Below are 14,301 nucleotides of genomic sequence, written 5' to 3' on the forward strand. Positions count from 1 at the left end.
GCCCGCGATACTTGCCGCCCGCCAGCCCGCCCTGCGCCAGCGCCCAGTCGAGAGCGTCGACGAGGTCCTGCGTGGTGGTCGGCATTTGCGGCGGCGCGCCGGGTTCGGGCGTGCCGCGCGCGGCCTGCACCCTCGCCAGCTCCTCCCCCACGAAGCCCGAGGCGATCACGAGGTAGCCGTGCGAGGCGATCTCGAAGAGGTGGTTGCGCACGCTTGCCGCATCGTCGCTGCACGCGCCGTTGCCCCAGACATAGATGCCGAGCTTCTTCTCCCCATCGAACGCCGAGAGGTCCGCCGGGCGATAAATCACGTGGCGCGACAGGCTCGGATCGACTTCCATCACCGCCTTATGCGGCCCGCTGCCCATGTCGCCCGGCACTTCGGGCGAGGTCGGCGGCGGGGGGACCTCGGCCGAGAGATGCTTGCCGAAGAACGGCAGCACATGGTCCTGGAAGCGGAAGCCGAGCTTGTTGGTGTGATTGCCCTGGTAGATTTCGAAGCTGTGCGCGATCCCGTATTCGTCCAGCCGCTGGTGCAGCGCGGTTACGCCCCCGATATTGTCTTCATTGCCGATCTCGAGCGCGATCGCGGCGTAGCGGCGCAGGTTCGGGACGTACTGATCGAGCATCGCCAGCGGCGCGTTGGCGCTCCAGCGCTTGAGTACCGCCTCGTCGGGCTGGCCCTCGGCATCGAACGGCAAGTCGGCATAGAGCGGCGGCTTGTTCGGGTTGGGCGACCAGGCCGAGGACATTGCGAGGAGGCCGCGCGCGGGGAATTCGACCGCGGCGACTTCCTCGGGCGTCGAGAGCTTGTGCAGCGCCGCAATGGCGGCGGCGTCGGGCAGCGCGATCGGGCGCGCCTCGAGCCCGCCGGGGCTCATCACATAGAGCGCGCCGAATGTGTCGGCATGCTTCATCCCGATCCTGGTCGCGCCGTAGCCGCCCATCGAATGGCCGACGAGGCCGCGCGCCTCGCGCCGGGGGATGGTGCGGTAGTGGCTGTCGATATAGGCGACCACGTCCTTGGCGACGAAGCTCTCGAAATCGCCGGTGGTGGCCGAGCTCGAATAGACCGAGCCCCAGTGCAGCGTCTTGGAATCGGGCAGGACCACGATCATTTCGGGCACACCCTTGGCGAACGCGCCCTCGGCCACCTGCGGCATGTGGATTTCCTGGATCCACTGGCCGGCGCCGATCCAGTAGCCATGGAGCGCATAGACCACCGGGTAACGCCGCCCCGGATTGGCGCGATAACTCGGCGGGAGGACCACGATCACCTCGCGCTCGGCCGGATTGCCTTCGAGGTTTCCTGCGACCGAAGGCGAATGGACCGTCACCCGCTCGATCACGGCAGGCCGGGCGCCTTCGACCAGCGGCGGCCGTTCGGTCTCGACCTGGGCGGCGGCGGGCGTGGCCAGGCTAGCCAGGAACAGCGCCAGAAGGATCGGGATGCGCGCCGCCGCGCGGCGGATCGATCCCGGACGGACGAGCGATGATATGGACATTTTCCCCTCCAACGAACAAGCCTGTTGCGTGAGGCCAATTTGTATGAGTAATTAACCGTGAGTCAACCGCGGCGGGAGAGGGAATTGCAGCCCGGATTCGGAACTTTGGGTGCGGCAGGTGCAATCCTGTTGCTGGCGGGATGCGCGGCCGATGCGCCGAGCGCCCGGCCGCCCGGCAGCAACCCGATCATCACCGATACGTTCACCGCCGATCCCGCGCCGCTGGTGGTGGGCGATACGGTGTGGCTCTACACCACGCACGACCGGGCCATGGGCGACGTGCTCTATTCGATGAACGACTGGCTGGTCTATTCGTCGCAGGATTTGCGTCATTGGACCGCTCACGGCCCGGTGATGCGCGAGACCGACTTCGCCTGGGCAGAGGCAGCCAACAGCGCCTGGGCGGCGCAGGCTGTCGAGAAAGACGGCAAGTTCTATTTCTATGCGCCGGTCAAGCACAAGCAGCCCGACCGCGGCTTTGCGATCGGGGTCGGCGTGTCGGACAATCCGGCCGGCCCGTTCGTCGACGCGCGCGGGACCGCACTCGTCACCAACAGCATGACCACGGTCGGGCGCGATTACGACCAGGACATCGATCCCACCGTGTTCATCGACGACGACGGAACCCCGTGGCTGTCATGGGGCCATTTCACCCTGTTCCTGGCGAAGCTCAAGCCCAACATGATCGAGCTCGACGGCGAAATCCGGACGATCGAGCTCCCCGATTTCACCGAGGGTCCATGGATCTTCAAACGTGGCGAGCATTACTACCTCGCCTATGCCTCGATCGACGAGGAGAAGGGCGGGAACGAACGGATCGCCTATGCGATGGCGCCCTCGGTCACCGGGCCGTGGACCTACAAGGGATTGATCACCGGCGAGACCCGCAACAGCTACACGATCCATCCGGGCATCATCGAGTTCAAGGGCCAGTGGTATTTCTTCTATCACGACGCATTGCTGACGATCGGCGACCTTGAAGGCGCCGACGGCCGCCGCGCGGTCGCGGTCGAATATCTCGAATTCAACGATGACGGAACGATCAGGCCGGTGACCCAGACCGACGCGGGAATCAGCTCCGCTATTGCTCGCTGACCTTCGCCGGCAGCTTGTCCAATTCCGCCTGGATCTCGGCCAGTTTCGCGTCGGTCAGCGTCGGCTCGAATTGCTGGACCTCCTTGAGCGTGATGTCGCGGCCAAGCGACTGGAACATGTCGTTGGCCCAGATCGTCGGGATCTTTTCCTTGAGGATCGCCGCGGCTGCCGGGTCGTCGATCAGCGTGCCGTTCTTGGTCGCGGTAACCGAATAGCGGGGGGCTTCCTCGGCGATTGCCGGTGAAGCCTGCAGCGCAAACATGCTGCCGGCCAGCGCAAGCGCCATGATTGTCTTCTTCATCGTCCTTCTCCTCGTTTCACGTCATTCCCGGACCCGGTGCCATGACGACGCGCTGATGCATGGGCAGCTCGCGCAGCACATGGCCGAGATCGTGCCATTGGCGATCGCCGCTCCGCCATTCCTCATACCTCCGATGCACGAAATGGACCAGCACCCCTCGGCCAGGAGCGGCGATGCCGGGCTGCGCTGGTTGCTCGGCCAGCTGAAACGGATCGCCGCCACCTCTTGAGACGGCTGACCTCCGTCCATTTCGTCCAGACCGCAAATGTCAGGGGCGGGTCCCGCAAGACCCGCCCCGTCCCATGCAGCAAGGCTGCGCGGGAAGATGCCCCTAGAAATTGTAGCCGAGCGTCACGCCATAGGTCCGTGGCGGCATCAGCGTGCCGCCGATCGCCCGGCTGGTCGAAACGGAGAAACTGCCGGCATAGACAAGCTCATCCGTGATGTTCTTGATCCAGAGATTGGCGGTGAATTGCCCATCGGGATCGGTGTAGAGGATGTTCGCGTCCCACAGCGCGTAGCCCTCCTGGGCGAGGCGATCGTCGTTGAACTCGGTGTGATACTGCTTGCTCTTGTAGGCGAGATTGGTGCCGAGCGTGATCGTCCCGCCGTTCGACAGGTCGATGTCGTAGGTCGGGAACAGGTTCAGGCTCCAGCGCGGAGACATGCGGGTGGCGTTGCCCGCAAGGTCCTGCAACAGCGCATTCGGGTCTGCGCCAGGGGCAAACAGCCTTGGATCGAGCGGATCGGAAGCCGAGAACTCGGTGAACTCCGAATGGAGATAGGCGACCGACGCATTCAATGTGAATTGCGGGGTTGGCTGCCACAACAGGTCGAACTCGGCGCCATAGGCCTCCGATACCGCCGCATTGGTCAGCGTGCTGGTGAAGAATGGCGGGACGGGGATCGGCCTGGTCAAGGAGAACTGCCCGTTCTTGAGGCGCTGGAAGAACGCCGCGAGGTTGAACTGGACATCCCTGGCCGCGTATTTCGTGCCGACTTCATAGGCCTCGACCTTTTCGGGATCGACGAACGGCAGGGGCTGGGTGGGCGACAGGCGCCGCGTCGAGCCGATTTCGGCCGTGCCGCTCTTGAACCCGCGCGACCAGTTTGCGTACAGCAGAACGTCGTCATTGGGTCGGAATTCCACGCCGAGCGAGGGCGAGAAATCATCCCAGCTCATGCTGTCGTCCCATTGCAGGGGATCGAGCACGAACTGGTTCAACGCAGCGCTGCCGAGACCGGTCTGGTTCGCCAGGTGCCGCTCTTCCCAGCTGTAACGCGCGCCGGCCTTGAGCGACAACTGGTCCGAAAGATCGTAAGTGATGTTGCCGTAGGCGGCCCAGGTCTTCACGTCGAGCTCGCCATCGAAGCCCACCCGCCAGGGATCGGTGTTGGTGAGCACATCGAACCCGATGTGGTTTTCCACCCGGATATTCTCGTCGAGATAGAAGAAGCCGAACACGCCGTGGAACGGCCCGCTGTCGACGTTGATCTGCAGGTCCTCGCTGAACTGGTGCTGGAAGACCGGCTGCCAGTGGTTGGCGCTGCTCGTGGTAGCCCCGGTCAGTGCGAGTGGATAGCCCAGGTAGGACGACATGTCGAAGTCGTGGAAGAAGATCGCATCGAACTTGCGATAGCTGGTCAGCGACTTGATCGTCACGTCATCGCTGGCCTCGATCGTGATCGTGCCGGTCACCGCCCATTGTTCGCGATCGTTGATCGGGTCGAAATTGGTGTTGAGGTTGCGCGGATCGCTGGCAAAGCTCGCCGGGGAACCGTCGGCGTTCAGGCGTTGGCCCAAGGCAGAGAGTCCGTCATTGGCCGGAATCGCATCGTCGAGCACTCCGGGGAAGGACACTTCGCGGAACTTGATCGCCAGCGAGCGGTCATCTTCGCTGTGAAATTCACCGGTGAGGAGGATCGAAACCGTCTCGGTCGGCAGCAGCTCGAGATGCGCCCTGGTGGAAAACTGCCTGGCGTCGTCGATATCGTTGCCGGTAAATTCGTTGATCCCGTAGCCATCGCGCTGGACGACCCTGGCCGCAATCCGCGCCCGGATGTTTTCCGACAGCGGGCCGCCGACCGCCGCTTCACCGACAATATTGAGATCGTCTCCGCCAACCGTCAGGCGAACATAGCCATCAAGCCGGTCGGTCGGCTTGGCGGTGATGAGGTTGACCGCCCCGCCGGTCGCATTGCGGCCGTAGAGCGTTCCTTGCGGGCCGCGCAGAACCTCGACCCGTTCGAGATCGAACATCGAGCCGAGTTGCGCCTGCGCGAGCGAGACCACCGCGCCATCGACATGCAGTGCGACCGAGGGATCCACCCCCGGCAGCGAACTCGACAGGCCGATGCCGCGAATGAACAATTTCGCGAAATTGAAGTCGTTACCGAAGCTGACGCTTGGTACGAGGGTCTGGAGAGCCTCGATTCCCGCCGTATTCGTGTTGGAGAGCTCGTCGGCACCGACAGCGGAAACCGAGAGCGAAACGTCGGACAACGCCTGTTCGCGCTTCTGCGCGGTCACGATGATCTGCCGGTCTTCGTCGTCGTCCTGCGCATGGGCCGTTGCCGGCATGGTGGCGGCAATGGCACCAATCGATGCGCCAATAACAATGCGCCGGAGCGTTGCGGTTCTTGAATTCGTCATTGTTTTCTTCCCTGTCGCTAGCTTCGCATTTCGAAGGGAAGAATTCACGGTCCATCTACCCTGGCGGACGGCCATCGAATACTCCGCTGCCGACAGCACAAGTGCGGATGCGACCCTCTTCGCCGCCGCGCCCCTGCCGGCCAGCTCCTCCCCATTCTGAATTGCTATCTGCCCCAATTTGGCAGGCAACCCAAGCAAATTTCGCGCAAAGGTTTGCATTTTTCGATCATCTTGGGCAGTTTCGGGCACGAAATGACGAAACGACGCAAAATCGGCAGGTTCGGGCTTTACGGCGAGGGAAGCGCCATGAGTGGCCCGGAATTCGTGCATATCGAGAAGATTTCAACCCGGTCGAAATTGCACAACTGGAGCATCTCGCCGCATATCCATCCGGGTATTTTCCAATTGCTGTTCCTCCATAACGGCAAGGGCATCCTGTCGGTGGACGGGAACGATTTCGAACTTCTGCCGTCCTCCTTGGTGATCGTCCCGTGCGGCTGTGTCCATGCCTTCAGGTTCAGGCCCCAGACCGAAGGATGGGTGTTGTCGATCGCGGATTCGCTGCTTCACGACAAACGCCTCGCCGCGATCGACGCCAGCAGGACGGTGCAGGGGCCCGAAGTACTCCACATCCCGCTGGCGGGCGCGGCGTCGCATGAGCGGCTGCTGGCGGCCTTGCTTGCCGAACTGTTGCAGCGTCACCGGGCGGCACCGGGATATCTGTCGAATTCCGTGATTTCGATCGTCGGACTTGTGTTGAGCCTGGCCGGCGAACTCGCCCAACAGGGCTTCGAGAACTTCGAAGGCTCGCTCGGACGACGCCTTTCACTTGTCCGGCGCTTCGACAAGCTGGTCGAACAGAACCTGCGCGAACAATGGCAAGTCGAGCGCTATGCCAGGGAATTGGGCACCACTGCCCCGACGTTGAACCGCGCTTGCCGCGAAGTTGCCGGAATGTCGCCGGCACAGATGGTTCTCGAACGAAGGTTGCGGGAGGCCAAGCGGGCACTGTCGTACACAGATGCCAGCGTCTCGATGATCTCGGACGATCTGGGCTTTTCCGACCCAGCCTATTTTGCCCGGGTCTTCCGGCAGCATACCGGAACCACCGCCAGCGCCTATCGCAAGGAACGGTTCTGGTCGGCTCATTCCGCCTGAGCGCCAGGCGTACCGTTCTCTCCAGCCGGCTATCCGATCGTCCGATCATTCCTCGGGATGATCGAAATATCCAAGTTTGCATTCCCTGAGGTTGCACGAAAAATACCAGAAATTGGCCGCCAGGTGCATTTCTTCGCTTCCAATCTGCTTCACAAATCGGGCCACAGGAGCGGAGAAATCCAGCATGAAGACCAGAGTTGGCATCATCGGAGGCGGCCCGTCGGGGCTGTTGCTCAGCCAGTTGCTCGACCTCAAGGGGATCGACACCATCCTGCTCGAAAAGCACAGCCGCGAATATGTCCTCGGCAGGATCAGGGCCGGTGTGCTGGAGCATGGCTTCGCCGAACTGATGCGCGAGGCACAATGCGGCGAGCGGATGGACGCCGAGGGCGAAATCCATGAGGGGTTCTACATCGCCGAGAACGGCGAGATGCGGCGGGTCGACCTGGCCGGGCACACCGGCGGCAATTCGGTGGTGGTCTATGGCCAGACCGAATTGACGCGCGACCTCTACGAAGCGCGGGATCGCATGGGAGGCAAGATCATCCACAATGTCGAGGACGTGGCCCTCCACGACCTGACCTCGGATCGCCCCCGGATCACCTATCGCGACGGCAACGAGACCATGGAGGTCGAATGCGATTTCGTGATCGGGGCAGACGGCTTTCACGGCCCTTCGCGCAAGAGCATCCCATCCGATGTGCTGACCGAATACGAGAAGGTCTACCCGTTCGGCTGGCTCGGCGTATTGAGCCGCACCAGGCCGGTCTCGCCCGAGCTGATCTACTCCAAGAGCGAGCGCGGCTTTGCCCTGTGCTCGCTCCGCAGCCAGGTGCTCAGCCGCTACTATATCCAGGTTCCGTTGAGCGACACGGTCGATGATTGGTCCGACGAGGATTTCTGGGCGGAACTCAAGGCCCGGCTGCCGGAAGCCGTGGCGGCCAGGCTCGAAACGGGCCCCTCGATCGAAAAGTCGATTGCACCGCTGCGCAGCTTCGTCGCCGAGCCGATGCGCTACGGGAAGCTGTTCCTCGCCGGGGACGCCGCGCATATTGTCCCGCCGACCGGGGCCAGAGGTCTCAATTCCGCGGCCAGCGATATCTACTATCTCTATCACGCCATGGTCGATCATTACCACAATGGCGACGACAGCGGGCTCGACAGCTACAGCGAAAGGGCCCTTGCCCGAGTGTGGAAGGCCCAACGCTTCAGCTGGTGGATGACCACCATGCTCCACCATTTCCCCGACAACCTACCCTACGACAACCGCCTGCAGGATACCGACCTGGATTACCTGTTCTCGTCCGAGAGCGCGATGCGCTCGCTGGCGGAGAATTATGTCGGGCTGCCATTCTAGCCGGATTGCTGGCGGAGAGGGAGGGATTCGAACCCTCGGTACCCGTAAGGGCACAACGGTTTTCGAGACCGCCCCGTTCGACCACTCCGGCACCTCTCCGCGGCGCGCTCTGGGCGCTTGCTGGCACCCGGTCGGCTAGGAAGCGCGGCGGTTAGCGGAACGGCCTGCGCTTGCCAAGCCTGTCTTGAGCGGCCGGGCCAAAAAAGCCCGGCCAGCCGAAAGGCCCCTTTGCGGGGCCAATCTGGGGAACGCCGAACGACACGGCTTGTTTCGTCCAAGGGACGATTTATATTAAGGGCATGGAACGTTCGCAGTTCTACTCCCCCCAGGCCGGACGCAAGGTCGAGGCGCCTCGCCACGCAGAGGCCCGGTTTGGCATCGGCGACGTGGTCAGGCACAAGCTGTTCGACTTCCGCGGCGTGGTGTTCGACATCGACCCGGTCTTCGCCAATAGCGAGGAATGGTACGAGGCGATCCCGAAGGATATGCGCCCGCGGCGCGACCAGCCGTTCTACCACCTGCTGGCCGAGAATGAGGATTCCTCCTACGTCGCCTATGTCAGCCAGCAGAACCTGCTCGAGGATGCCGAAGGCGGCCCGATCGACCATCCGTCCGTCTCGCAATTGTTCGACGATTTCGAAGGCGGCCGCTATCGCCTGCGCCGCAGCCTGACGCATTGAGCGCCCGCCTTCGCGGGGGCGGCGGTCAGCTCTTGAGCTTCCAGCCCGATTTGAGCAGGCGATAGGCGACGAGCAGCAGGACGAGATTGAGCGCGCCCAGTCCGATGGCCGCGCCAATCACGGCCTGGTTGGTGTTGCCGATGTCGCTTTCGCCGAGGAAGCCGAAGCGGAAGCCCGAAATCACGTAGAAGAACGGGTTGGCGCGGCTGATCGCCTGGAACGCCGGGGCAAGGTTGTCGATCACGTAGAAAGTGCCCGAGAGCAGCGAAAGCGGCTGGACCACGAAATTGGTGATGGCGGCAGCATGGTCGAACTTGTCGGCCCATAGCGAGGTCATCAGCCCCATCGTCGCGAGCATCATCGCACCCATCAGCCCGAACCACACGATCGCCCATGGATGCGCGGCCGACAGCGTCACCCCCGGCCATAGGGACATGGCCAGCGCAACCGCGAACCCGACCAGGAAAGCGCGCGTCATCGCCGCCAGCACGATCCCGGCCATCAGCTCGGCCTCGTTCAAGGGCGGCATCAGATAGTCGATGATCGTCCCCATCATCTTGCCCGAGAGCAGCGAGAAGGAGGAATTGGCAAAGGCATTCTGCATCATTCCCATCATGATCAGGCCCGGCGCAATGAAGCTCGCGAAGGAAACGCCGAGCACTTCGCGCCCGCCCCTTCCCAAAGCCACGGTGAAAATGACCAGGAACAGCAGGGTCGTGGCGGCCGGAGCCCAGACAGTCTGGGTCTGGACCTTGAGAAACCGGCGAACCTCCTTAATATAGAGAGTAGCAAGCCCGATCCGGTTGAACTGGCCGAACACGGGCGTTCCATACGGCAGGAATGGGCGCTTGGTTTCCGGGCCGGTGACAGGCGGTGCTTGATCGGACATGGTGTCGCGACTATCGGCAGCGGCTGGCGCTGGCAAGGCTCGCCTTGGGCGCTTCGTCGCGGATGAATTGAGGATTGGGAATTCGTATGAGCTGGACTGACGAACGCATCGCGACCCTGACCAAGATGTGGGAAGGCGGCGCGACCGCCAGCCAGATTGCGGACGAGCTGGGCGGCGTCTCGCGCAATGCCGTGATCGGCAAGGCGCATCGCCTCGGGCTCAAGTCGCGGCCTTCGCCGGTGAAGGCCAATGACGGTCCCAAGCCGAAGGCGGCGACCAAGAAAAAGGGCGCCAAGCCGGCTCCCAAGGCAAAGTCCAAGGCACCGGCCAAGGCGCCCGCGAGGCCCGCTCCCGCAGCCCAGGCCGCCAGTTCCGCGGCCGACGACACACCGCGCCAGCCGCTGCCCAATCCGACGCCGGATCTGCCGAAGATCGTTTCGGTCGGGCCGGGCGGCTTCCTCCGCCAGGGTCCGGGCGACCAGCAGGCGCCGATCCCGCCGGCACCGCCGCGGCGCCTGGTCCCGGCCAAGCCGAGCCCCGAGATCGCGGACAAGACCAGCCTGCTCGACCTCAACGAGAAGGTCTGCCGCTGGCCGATGGGACATCCGGGCGAACCGGATTTCCATTTCTGTGGCGAAAAGGTCAATCCGGGTTTCCCCTATTGCGTCGAACATTGCGGCAGGGCCTACCAGGCACAGCTTCCGAGGGGCGCCAGGCGGCCTCCGCCCCCGCTCCCCTTCGGCGGGCCGCGGGTTCGCTGATCCACCGGCATTCACCAGCTAATCCCCTGATTTTCACAGCTTTATCCACAACCTCAAGTCAACTTGAGGTAAGTAGTTTTGTGCGTGAAATCAGCAGTTTTTGCTGGATTGTCGCGATCTGTTGCGAGATATGGCCTGCAAGGGAGCTTTTGCGATGCCGGAGCCGAACTGGGACGAGGAAACCGATGCCGGATGGTATCGCCGCAATGTCGGCCATCGGCTGGAGAAGGCCGTGAACCGGATACTCGGCACCTTCCTGCTGCTGATCGCGATATACGCCCTGTATGTAACCTTGAGCGCCGAAGACTTCAGCTTCGGCGACCACTGGCCGGGCCTGGCGATTGCCGCCCTGTTCCTGTTCGGCGCACGCTATTGCTTCAGGGCGCGCAAGGCCGTGTTCGATGATTTCGACGGCGACGGCGATGGCTATCTCCCGCCGGACAGGCCGAGGAAATGAGCAGGCGCCGCGAAGCCTTCAAGCGGCTCGACCGCAGGCTGGGCCGGGCCTGGAACCGCTTCTGGGGCGGCGTGATCGGGCTTGCCGGACTTGGCTCGGCCTGGACGAGCCTGTCCGCCGGGGTCGACGAGCTGGACGAGACCTGGCCCTTCCTGCTGGTCGGCACGCTGTTCCTGCTGTTCGCCGTCAAGCTGTTCCGGTCACGGGCACCATTGGGAGACTCGCTCGACGAGAGCCCCCGCCGCTAGAGCGATTTCGAGCCAGATGGAATCATCTGGCGACTCGGAAATCGCGGCAAGACAAGGTCCTGGAGCGTCGGCTTTGATGCAATCAAAGTCGATAACGCTCTAGGCTTTGCCCAGCGGCGGAACATGGCGATCGACCACGAAGGCCGCCGCCAGGATCAGCACCGCGCACACCACCAGCACCGTGAAGAACGGCACCACGCTGGTGCCGCCCAGTTCGAGCAGCACCCCGCCGAGACCGGTCGCGCCGACCGCACCCACGCGGCTCATCAGGATGCCGAAGCCGATCCCGGCCGAGCGGCAGCTTTGCGGATAGCCCGCGGTCATCATCACATACATCCCGGCAATCGCCGCGCTGAAGAAGGCTCCGGCCGCGCCGACCAGCGCGGTGATGACCAGCCGGTCGCCCGAATCCGGCGCCTCGGGCAGGCTTTCGACCGCTCCCGCGAGAACTGCAAGTACAACGGTCAGCACCACGCTGATCACGATCATCACCGAACGCGAACCGAATTGCCGCATCGCCGCGCCCACCAGGATCGATCCGACCATCGAGGTAATTCCCCCGACCGACACGACATTGCCGGCCTGTTCGAGGGTGAAACCGGCTGCGGTCAGGAAAGTCGTCGACCAGCTGAGGATTGAATAGGCGACCAGCGCGGCGGCCGCGAAGGCCACCCCGATTCCGACATTGAGCCGGACATTGCTGGGATGCCAGACCCCGATCGAGACTCCGTCTTCACTGTCGGTTGGATGCCGTTCGGGGGCCAACTCGATTTCCTCGTTCAGCACGAGCCCGGCATTCTTTTGCGCCTGCTCCCGCTTGCCGCGCCCCATCAGGAATGACGGGCTGTCGCGCAGCCCGATCAGGGTCACAACGACCACCGTGAGCGTTGCCAGCCCAAGGATCACGAAGGTCCCGTCCCAGCCCTGCGCCGCCGCGATATCCGGCCCGATCCAGCCGACAATCGTGCCGCCCACTGGCGTTCCGACCGACAGGGTGCTGACCGTGATCGGCCGCCAGCGATCGTTGACCCATTCGCCAGCCATGGCCAGCGCGTTGGAATAGGCCGCGCCAAACCCGATCCCGCCCAGCAACCGCCAGGCGCCCATCGACCACACGCCCTCGGCGGTGCTTGCCCCGATCGTCGCCAGCGAAAACACCAGCGCGGCGAGTGCCAGCGTGTATCGGCGCCCGATCGTGTCGCCCAGCCAGCCGCCGAGCCAGGCGCCGATGCCGAAGCCGATCAGCGCCGCGGTCATCGCGATCCCGAAGGTCCCGCGGTCCACGCCGAAACTCTCCATCACCAGCGGCGCAACGATCCCCAGCAATTGCAGGTCCATCCCGTCGCACACCAGGATCAGCATGCAGATCGCGACCGTGACCCATTGGAAGGTCCGCATCGGCGTCCGGTTGAGCGCTTCGCTGAATGATACTGCCATTGTTCCTCTTCCCCTTGACGGCCCTCAGCCGGTTACTTCGAGCACCATGTTGGTCGGCGTTTCGGCCGCGCGCCGCACATTCGAAAAGCCCGCCTCGTTGAGCACTTCGGTCAGCCGCTTCTGCCCTGCCTGGGCGCCCAGGCCGAGCCCGACTTCCTGCGCCAGCGAAGCCGGGGTGCAGACCACGGTCGAGGCGGCGTAGAAGATCTGCCCCAGCGGGTGCATATTCTCGGCCATGCTGTCGCCCGCCATCGGCTCGACCAGCATGAAAGTACCGTCGTCCTTCAGCGTCTCGCGAATGTGCCGCGCCGCGCCGACCGGGTCGCCCATGTCGTGCAGTGCATCGAAGATGCAGGCGAAATCGAAGTCATCGCCCGGATAATCCTGAGCCTTGGCGACGATGAATTCGACATTCTCGACCCCGGCTTCGGCGGCCTTGGCTCTCGCCGCTTCGATCGAAGGGGCATGAAAATCGATCCCGACCACTTTCGAATTGGGGTAGGCCTGCGCCATCAGCACGGTCGAGGAGCCATGGCCGCAGCCGATATCGGCGATCTTGGCCCCCGATTTGAGCTTGGCTTCCACGCCGGCAAGCGCCGGGATCCATTCGGACACCAGATGCGCCGCATAGCCGGGGCGAAAGAACCGGTCGGTCCCACAGAAACAGCAGGGCAGGTGATCGTCCCACGGGCGCCCCTTGCCCGATTTGAAGGTCTCGATCGCCTTGTCGTGGCTGGCGAATTGCGAAATCACCACTTCGAAAAAGCCCTGCATGCAGGCGGGTTGGCCTTCGCGCCCGAACACGGTCGCCTGCTCGGGCGTGACTTCGAAAGTCTCGTCCTCGGGATGGAAGGTGACATAGCCTGCCGCCGAGACCGAACCCAGCCATTGGTGGACATATTTGGGATTGAGCCCGGTGCGTTGGGCGATTTCGCTTGCACTGAGCCGTCCGGCCCCGTCGAGCGCGTCGAAAATCCCGGCCTTGTCGCCGAGATAGGCCATGAAAATCGAAAACGCGCCGGCCACATCGCCAACGACCTTGCCCGCCAGTTCCTCGACTTTCGCCATGTCCACTTGTTCGGCCATCTGTGCTGCTCCTCCCTAGTCCGTTTCGCTCGAGCTGAATTCGAGACCGAATTCCCCGCTATCGGCGAATTCCTCCGGTGATCGATGGCCGGTGCGGAGCAGGTTTTCCGCCATTCCGGCGCGCATTTCCTCGAACCGCACCCGGCCCGGCGGCGGGTCCTGTTCGGGAAACGCCTCTTCCATCTCGCGGTTGAGCCGCTGGACCTCGGCGAAGAATTCGCGGTTGGTGAAGATCCAGAAGCGGTTCGCCCTGATCGCCTCGACCACCGCGCGCCCGCTGTCGAGCGGATCGACCCCGTCGCGCGCCGCTTCCCACAGCGCCTTGAGGAAATCCGGCGCCTCGTCCTCGTTGATATTGCTCTCGGGATCGTCCTCGGGCGGGTGGAGCATGCCGGTGCGGGTCGCGCCCGGGCACAGGCAGGAGACCCCGATCCCGTGCGGGGCAAGCTGCATCCTGAGGCTCTCGGCAAACCCGCGCACGGCATATTTGGAGGCGGAATAGGCGGCGAAGCCGATCAGCGGCACCACGCCTGCCATCGAAGAAGTGCAGACCACGTGCCCGCCTTCGCCCTGTTCCTTGATCACCGGCACGATCAGCTTGGTGCCGTTGAGCACCCCGCCGAAATTGACCCCCATCACGCGGTCGAAATCCGCGAAATCCGGGTCGTCGGCGGT

The 14,301-nt window shown here is 63.6% G+C and carries 15 protein-coding genes and 1 tRNA gene; 8 read left to right on the forward strand and 8 right to left on the reverse strand.

What is annotated here, in order from left to right:
* Nucleotides 1-1,504, reverse strand: a 1,504-nt coding sequence (locus AC16XC_RS02945; RefSeq protein ID WP_484033145.1) for an alpha/beta hydrolase, incomplete at its 3' end; no start/stop codon positions are given.
* Between the two features lie 84 nt (nucleotides 1,505-1,588).
* Here AC16XC_RS02945 and AC16XC_RS02950 point away from each other — a divergent pair.
* The gene (locus tag AC16XC_RS02950; protein WP_484033146.1) at nucleotides 1,589-2,599 is read left to right on the forward strand and encodes a family 43 glycosylhydrolase; all 1,011 of its coding nucleotides are present in this window, start codon (nucleotides 1,589-1,591) and stop codon (nucleotides 2,597-2,599) included.
* Here AC16XC_RS02950 and AC16XC_RS02955 read toward each other — a convergent pair.
* Nucleotides 2,586-2,900 (reverse strand): hypothetical protein, encoded by a 315-nt coding sequence (locus AC16XC_RS02955; RefSeq protein WP_484033147.1) that lies wholly within the window; start codon nucleotides 2,898-2,900, stop codon nucleotides 2,586-2,588. The genes AC16XC_RS02950 and AC16XC_RS02955 overlap by 14 nt on opposite strands.
* Before the next feature lie 55 nt (nucleotides 2,901-2,955).
* Here AC16XC_RS02955 and AC16XC_RS02960 point away from each other — a divergent pair, with 55 nt between their 5' ends.
* A complete protein-coding gene (locus AC16XC_RS02960) occupies nucleotides 2,956-3,129 on the forward strand; it encodes a hypothetical protein (RefSeq protein WP_484033148.1) in 174 nt (57 codons plus the stop codon).
* Nucleotides 3,130-3,231: 102 nt separating this feature from the next.
* Here the strand turns inward: AC16XC_RS02960 and AC16XC_RS02965 are convergent, their stop codons facing one another.
* Entirely contained in the window at nucleotides 3,232-5,481 is a 2,250-nt protein-coding gene (locus tag AC16XC_RS02965; RefSeq protein ID WP_484033149.1) for a TonB-dependent receptor, read from the reverse strand.
* A gap of 324 nt (nucleotides 5,482-5,805) precedes the next feature.
* On the opposite strand from AC16XC_RS02965, the gene AC16XC_RS02970 reads away from it, so the two are divergent.
* Both AC16XC_RS02970 and pobA read left to right on the forward strand, forming a co-directional pair.
* Nucleotides 5,806-6,711: a helix-turn-helix domain-containing protein gene (locus AC16XC_RS02970; protein ID WP_484033150.1), complete on the forward strand. Its 906-nt coding sequence runs from the start codon at nucleotides 5,806-5,808 to the stop codon at nucleotides 6,709-6,711.
* 184 nt (nucleotides 6,712-6,895) lie between these two features.
* A complete protein-coding gene (gene pobA / locus AC16XC_RS02975) occupies nucleotides 6,896-8,068 on the forward strand; it encodes a 4-hydroxybenzoate 3-monooxygenase (RefSeq protein WP_484033151.1) in 1,173 nt (390 codons plus the stop codon).
* Between the two features lie 9 nt (nucleotides 8,069-8,077).
* Here pobA and AC16XC_RS02980 read toward each other — a convergent pair.
* Nucleotides 8,078-8,167, reverse strand: a tRNA-Ser gene (locus tag AC16XC_RS02980).
* A 200-nt stretch (nucleotides 8,168-8,367) separates the two neighbouring features.
* Between AC16XC_RS02980 and hspQ the strand changes: the two genes are divergently transcribed.
* Nucleotides 8,368-8,748, forward strand: coding sequence for a heat shock protein HspQ (gene hspQ, locus AC16XC_RS02985; protein WP_484033152.1), 381 nt, complete (start codon nucleotides 8,368-8,370; stop codon nucleotides 8,746-8,748).
* 25 nt (nucleotides 8,749-8,773) lie between these two features.
* Here the strand turns inward: hspQ and AC16XC_RS02990 are convergent, their stop codons facing one another.
* A complete protein-coding gene (locus tag AC16XC_RS02990) occupies nucleotides 8,774-9,637 on the reverse strand; it encodes an ABC transporter permease (protein ID WP_484033153.1) in 864 nt (287 codons plus the stop codon).
* Between the two features lie 86 nt (nucleotides 9,638-9,723).
* On the opposite strand from AC16XC_RS02990, the gene AC16XC_RS02995 reads away from it, so the two are divergent.
* From AC16XC_RS02995 to AC16XC_RS03005, 3 genes are all read left to right on the forward strand, one after another.
* Nucleotides 9,724-10,398, forward strand: coding sequence for a GcrA family cell cycle regulator (locus tag AC16XC_RS02995; RefSeq protein ID WP_484033154.1), 675 nt, complete (start codon nucleotides 9,724-9,726; stop codon nucleotides 10,396-10,398).
* A 154-nt stretch (nucleotides 10,399-10,552) separates the two neighbouring features.
* On the forward strand, nucleotides 10,553-10,855 hold the full coding sequence (locus AC16XC_RS03000; protein ID WP_484033155.1) for a hypothetical protein: 303 nt from the start codon (nucleotides 10,553-10,555) through the stop codon (nucleotides 10,853-10,855).
* On the forward strand, nucleotides 10,852-11,103 hold the full coding sequence (locus AC16XC_RS03005; RefSeq protein ID WP_484033156.1) for a hypothetical protein: 252 nt from the start codon (nucleotides 10,852-10,854) through the stop codon (nucleotides 11,101-11,103). The genes AC16XC_RS03000 and AC16XC_RS03005 overlap by 4 nt, the downstream gene beginning before the upstream one ends.
* Before the next feature lie 99 nt (nucleotides 11,104-11,202).
* On the opposite strand, the gene AC16XC_RS03010 is transcribed toward AC16XC_RS03005, so the two are convergent.
* The 3 genes from AC16XC_RS03010 to AC16XC_RS03020 form a co-directional block, all read right to left on the reverse strand.
* Complete coding sequence (locus AC16XC_RS03010) at nucleotides 11,203-12,540, reverse strand: MFS transporter (RefSeq protein WP_484033157.1); 1,338 nt, start codon at nucleotides 12,538-12,540, stop codon at nucleotides 11,203-11,205.
* Between the two features lie 24 nt (nucleotides 12,541-12,564).
* Complete coding sequence (locus tag AC16XC_RS03015; RefSeq protein ID WP_484033158.1) at nucleotides 12,565-13,626, reverse strand: methyltransferase domain-containing protein; 1,062 nt, start codon at nucleotides 13,624-13,626, stop codon at nucleotides 12,565-12,567.
* A 15-nt stretch (nucleotides 13,627-13,641) separates the two neighbouring features.
* On the reverse strand, nucleotides 13,642-14,301 hold a 660-nt coding region (locus tag AC16XC_RS03020), incomplete at its 5' end, for an SDR family NAD(P)-dependent oxidoreductase (protein ID WP_484033159.1).

The sequence above is a fragment of the Candidatus Andeanibacterium sp. genome, assembly GCF_057143545.1.

What these genes read in the sequence shown, in the direction of transcription:
- AC16XC_RS02955 (WP_484033147.1), bottom strand. Translation starts at nt 2,900, where the DNA reads ATGAAGAAGACAATCATGGCGCTTGCGCTGGCCGGCAGCATGTTTGCG.
- AC16XC_RS02960 (WP_484033148.1), top strand. Translation starts at nt 2,956, where the DNA reads ATGCATGGGCAGCTCGCGCAGCACATGGCCGAGATCGTGCCATTGGCG.
- AC16XC_RS02965 (WP_484033149.1), bottom strand. Translation starts at nt 5,481, where the DNA reads ATGCCGGCAACGGCCCATGCGCAGGACGACGACGAAGACCGGCAGATC.
- AC16XC_RS02970 (WP_484033150.1), top strand. Translation starts at nt 5,806, where the DNA reads ATGACGAAACGACGCAAAATCGGCAGGTTCGGGCTTTACGGCGAGGGA.
- pobA (WP_484033151.1), top strand. Translation starts at nt 6,896, where the DNA reads ATGAAGACCAGAGTTGGCATCATCGGAGGCGGCCCGTCGGGGCTGTTG.
- hspQ (WP_484033152.1), top strand. Translation starts at nt 8,368, where the DNA reads ATGGAACGTTCGCAGTTCTACTCCCCCCAGGCCGGACGCAAGGTCGAG.
- AC16XC_RS02990 (WP_484033153.1), bottom strand. Translation starts at nt 9,637, where the DNA reads ATGTCCGATCAAGCACCGCCTGTCACCGGCCCGGAAACCAAGCGCCCA.
- AC16XC_RS02995 (WP_484033154.1), top strand. Translation starts at nt 9,724, where the DNA reads ATGAGCTGGACTGACGAACGCATCGCGACCCTGACCAAGATGTGGGAA.
- AC16XC_RS03000 (WP_484033155.1), top strand. Translation starts at nt 10,553, where the DNA reads ATGCCGGAGCCGAACTGGGACGAGGAAACCGATGCCGGATGGTATCGC.
- AC16XC_RS03005 (WP_484033156.1), top strand. Translation starts at nt 10,852, where the DNA reads ATGAGCAGGCGCCGCGAAGCCTTCAAGCGGCTCGACCGCAGGCTGGGC.
- AC16XC_RS03010 (WP_484033157.1), bottom strand. Translation starts at nt 12,540, where the DNA reads ATGGCAGTATCATTCAGCGAAGCGCTCAACCGGACGCCGATGCGGACC.
- AC16XC_RS03015 (WP_484033158.1), bottom strand. Translation starts at nt 13,626, where the DNA reads ATGGCCGAACAAGTGGACATGGCGAAAGTCGAGGAACTGGCGGGCAAG.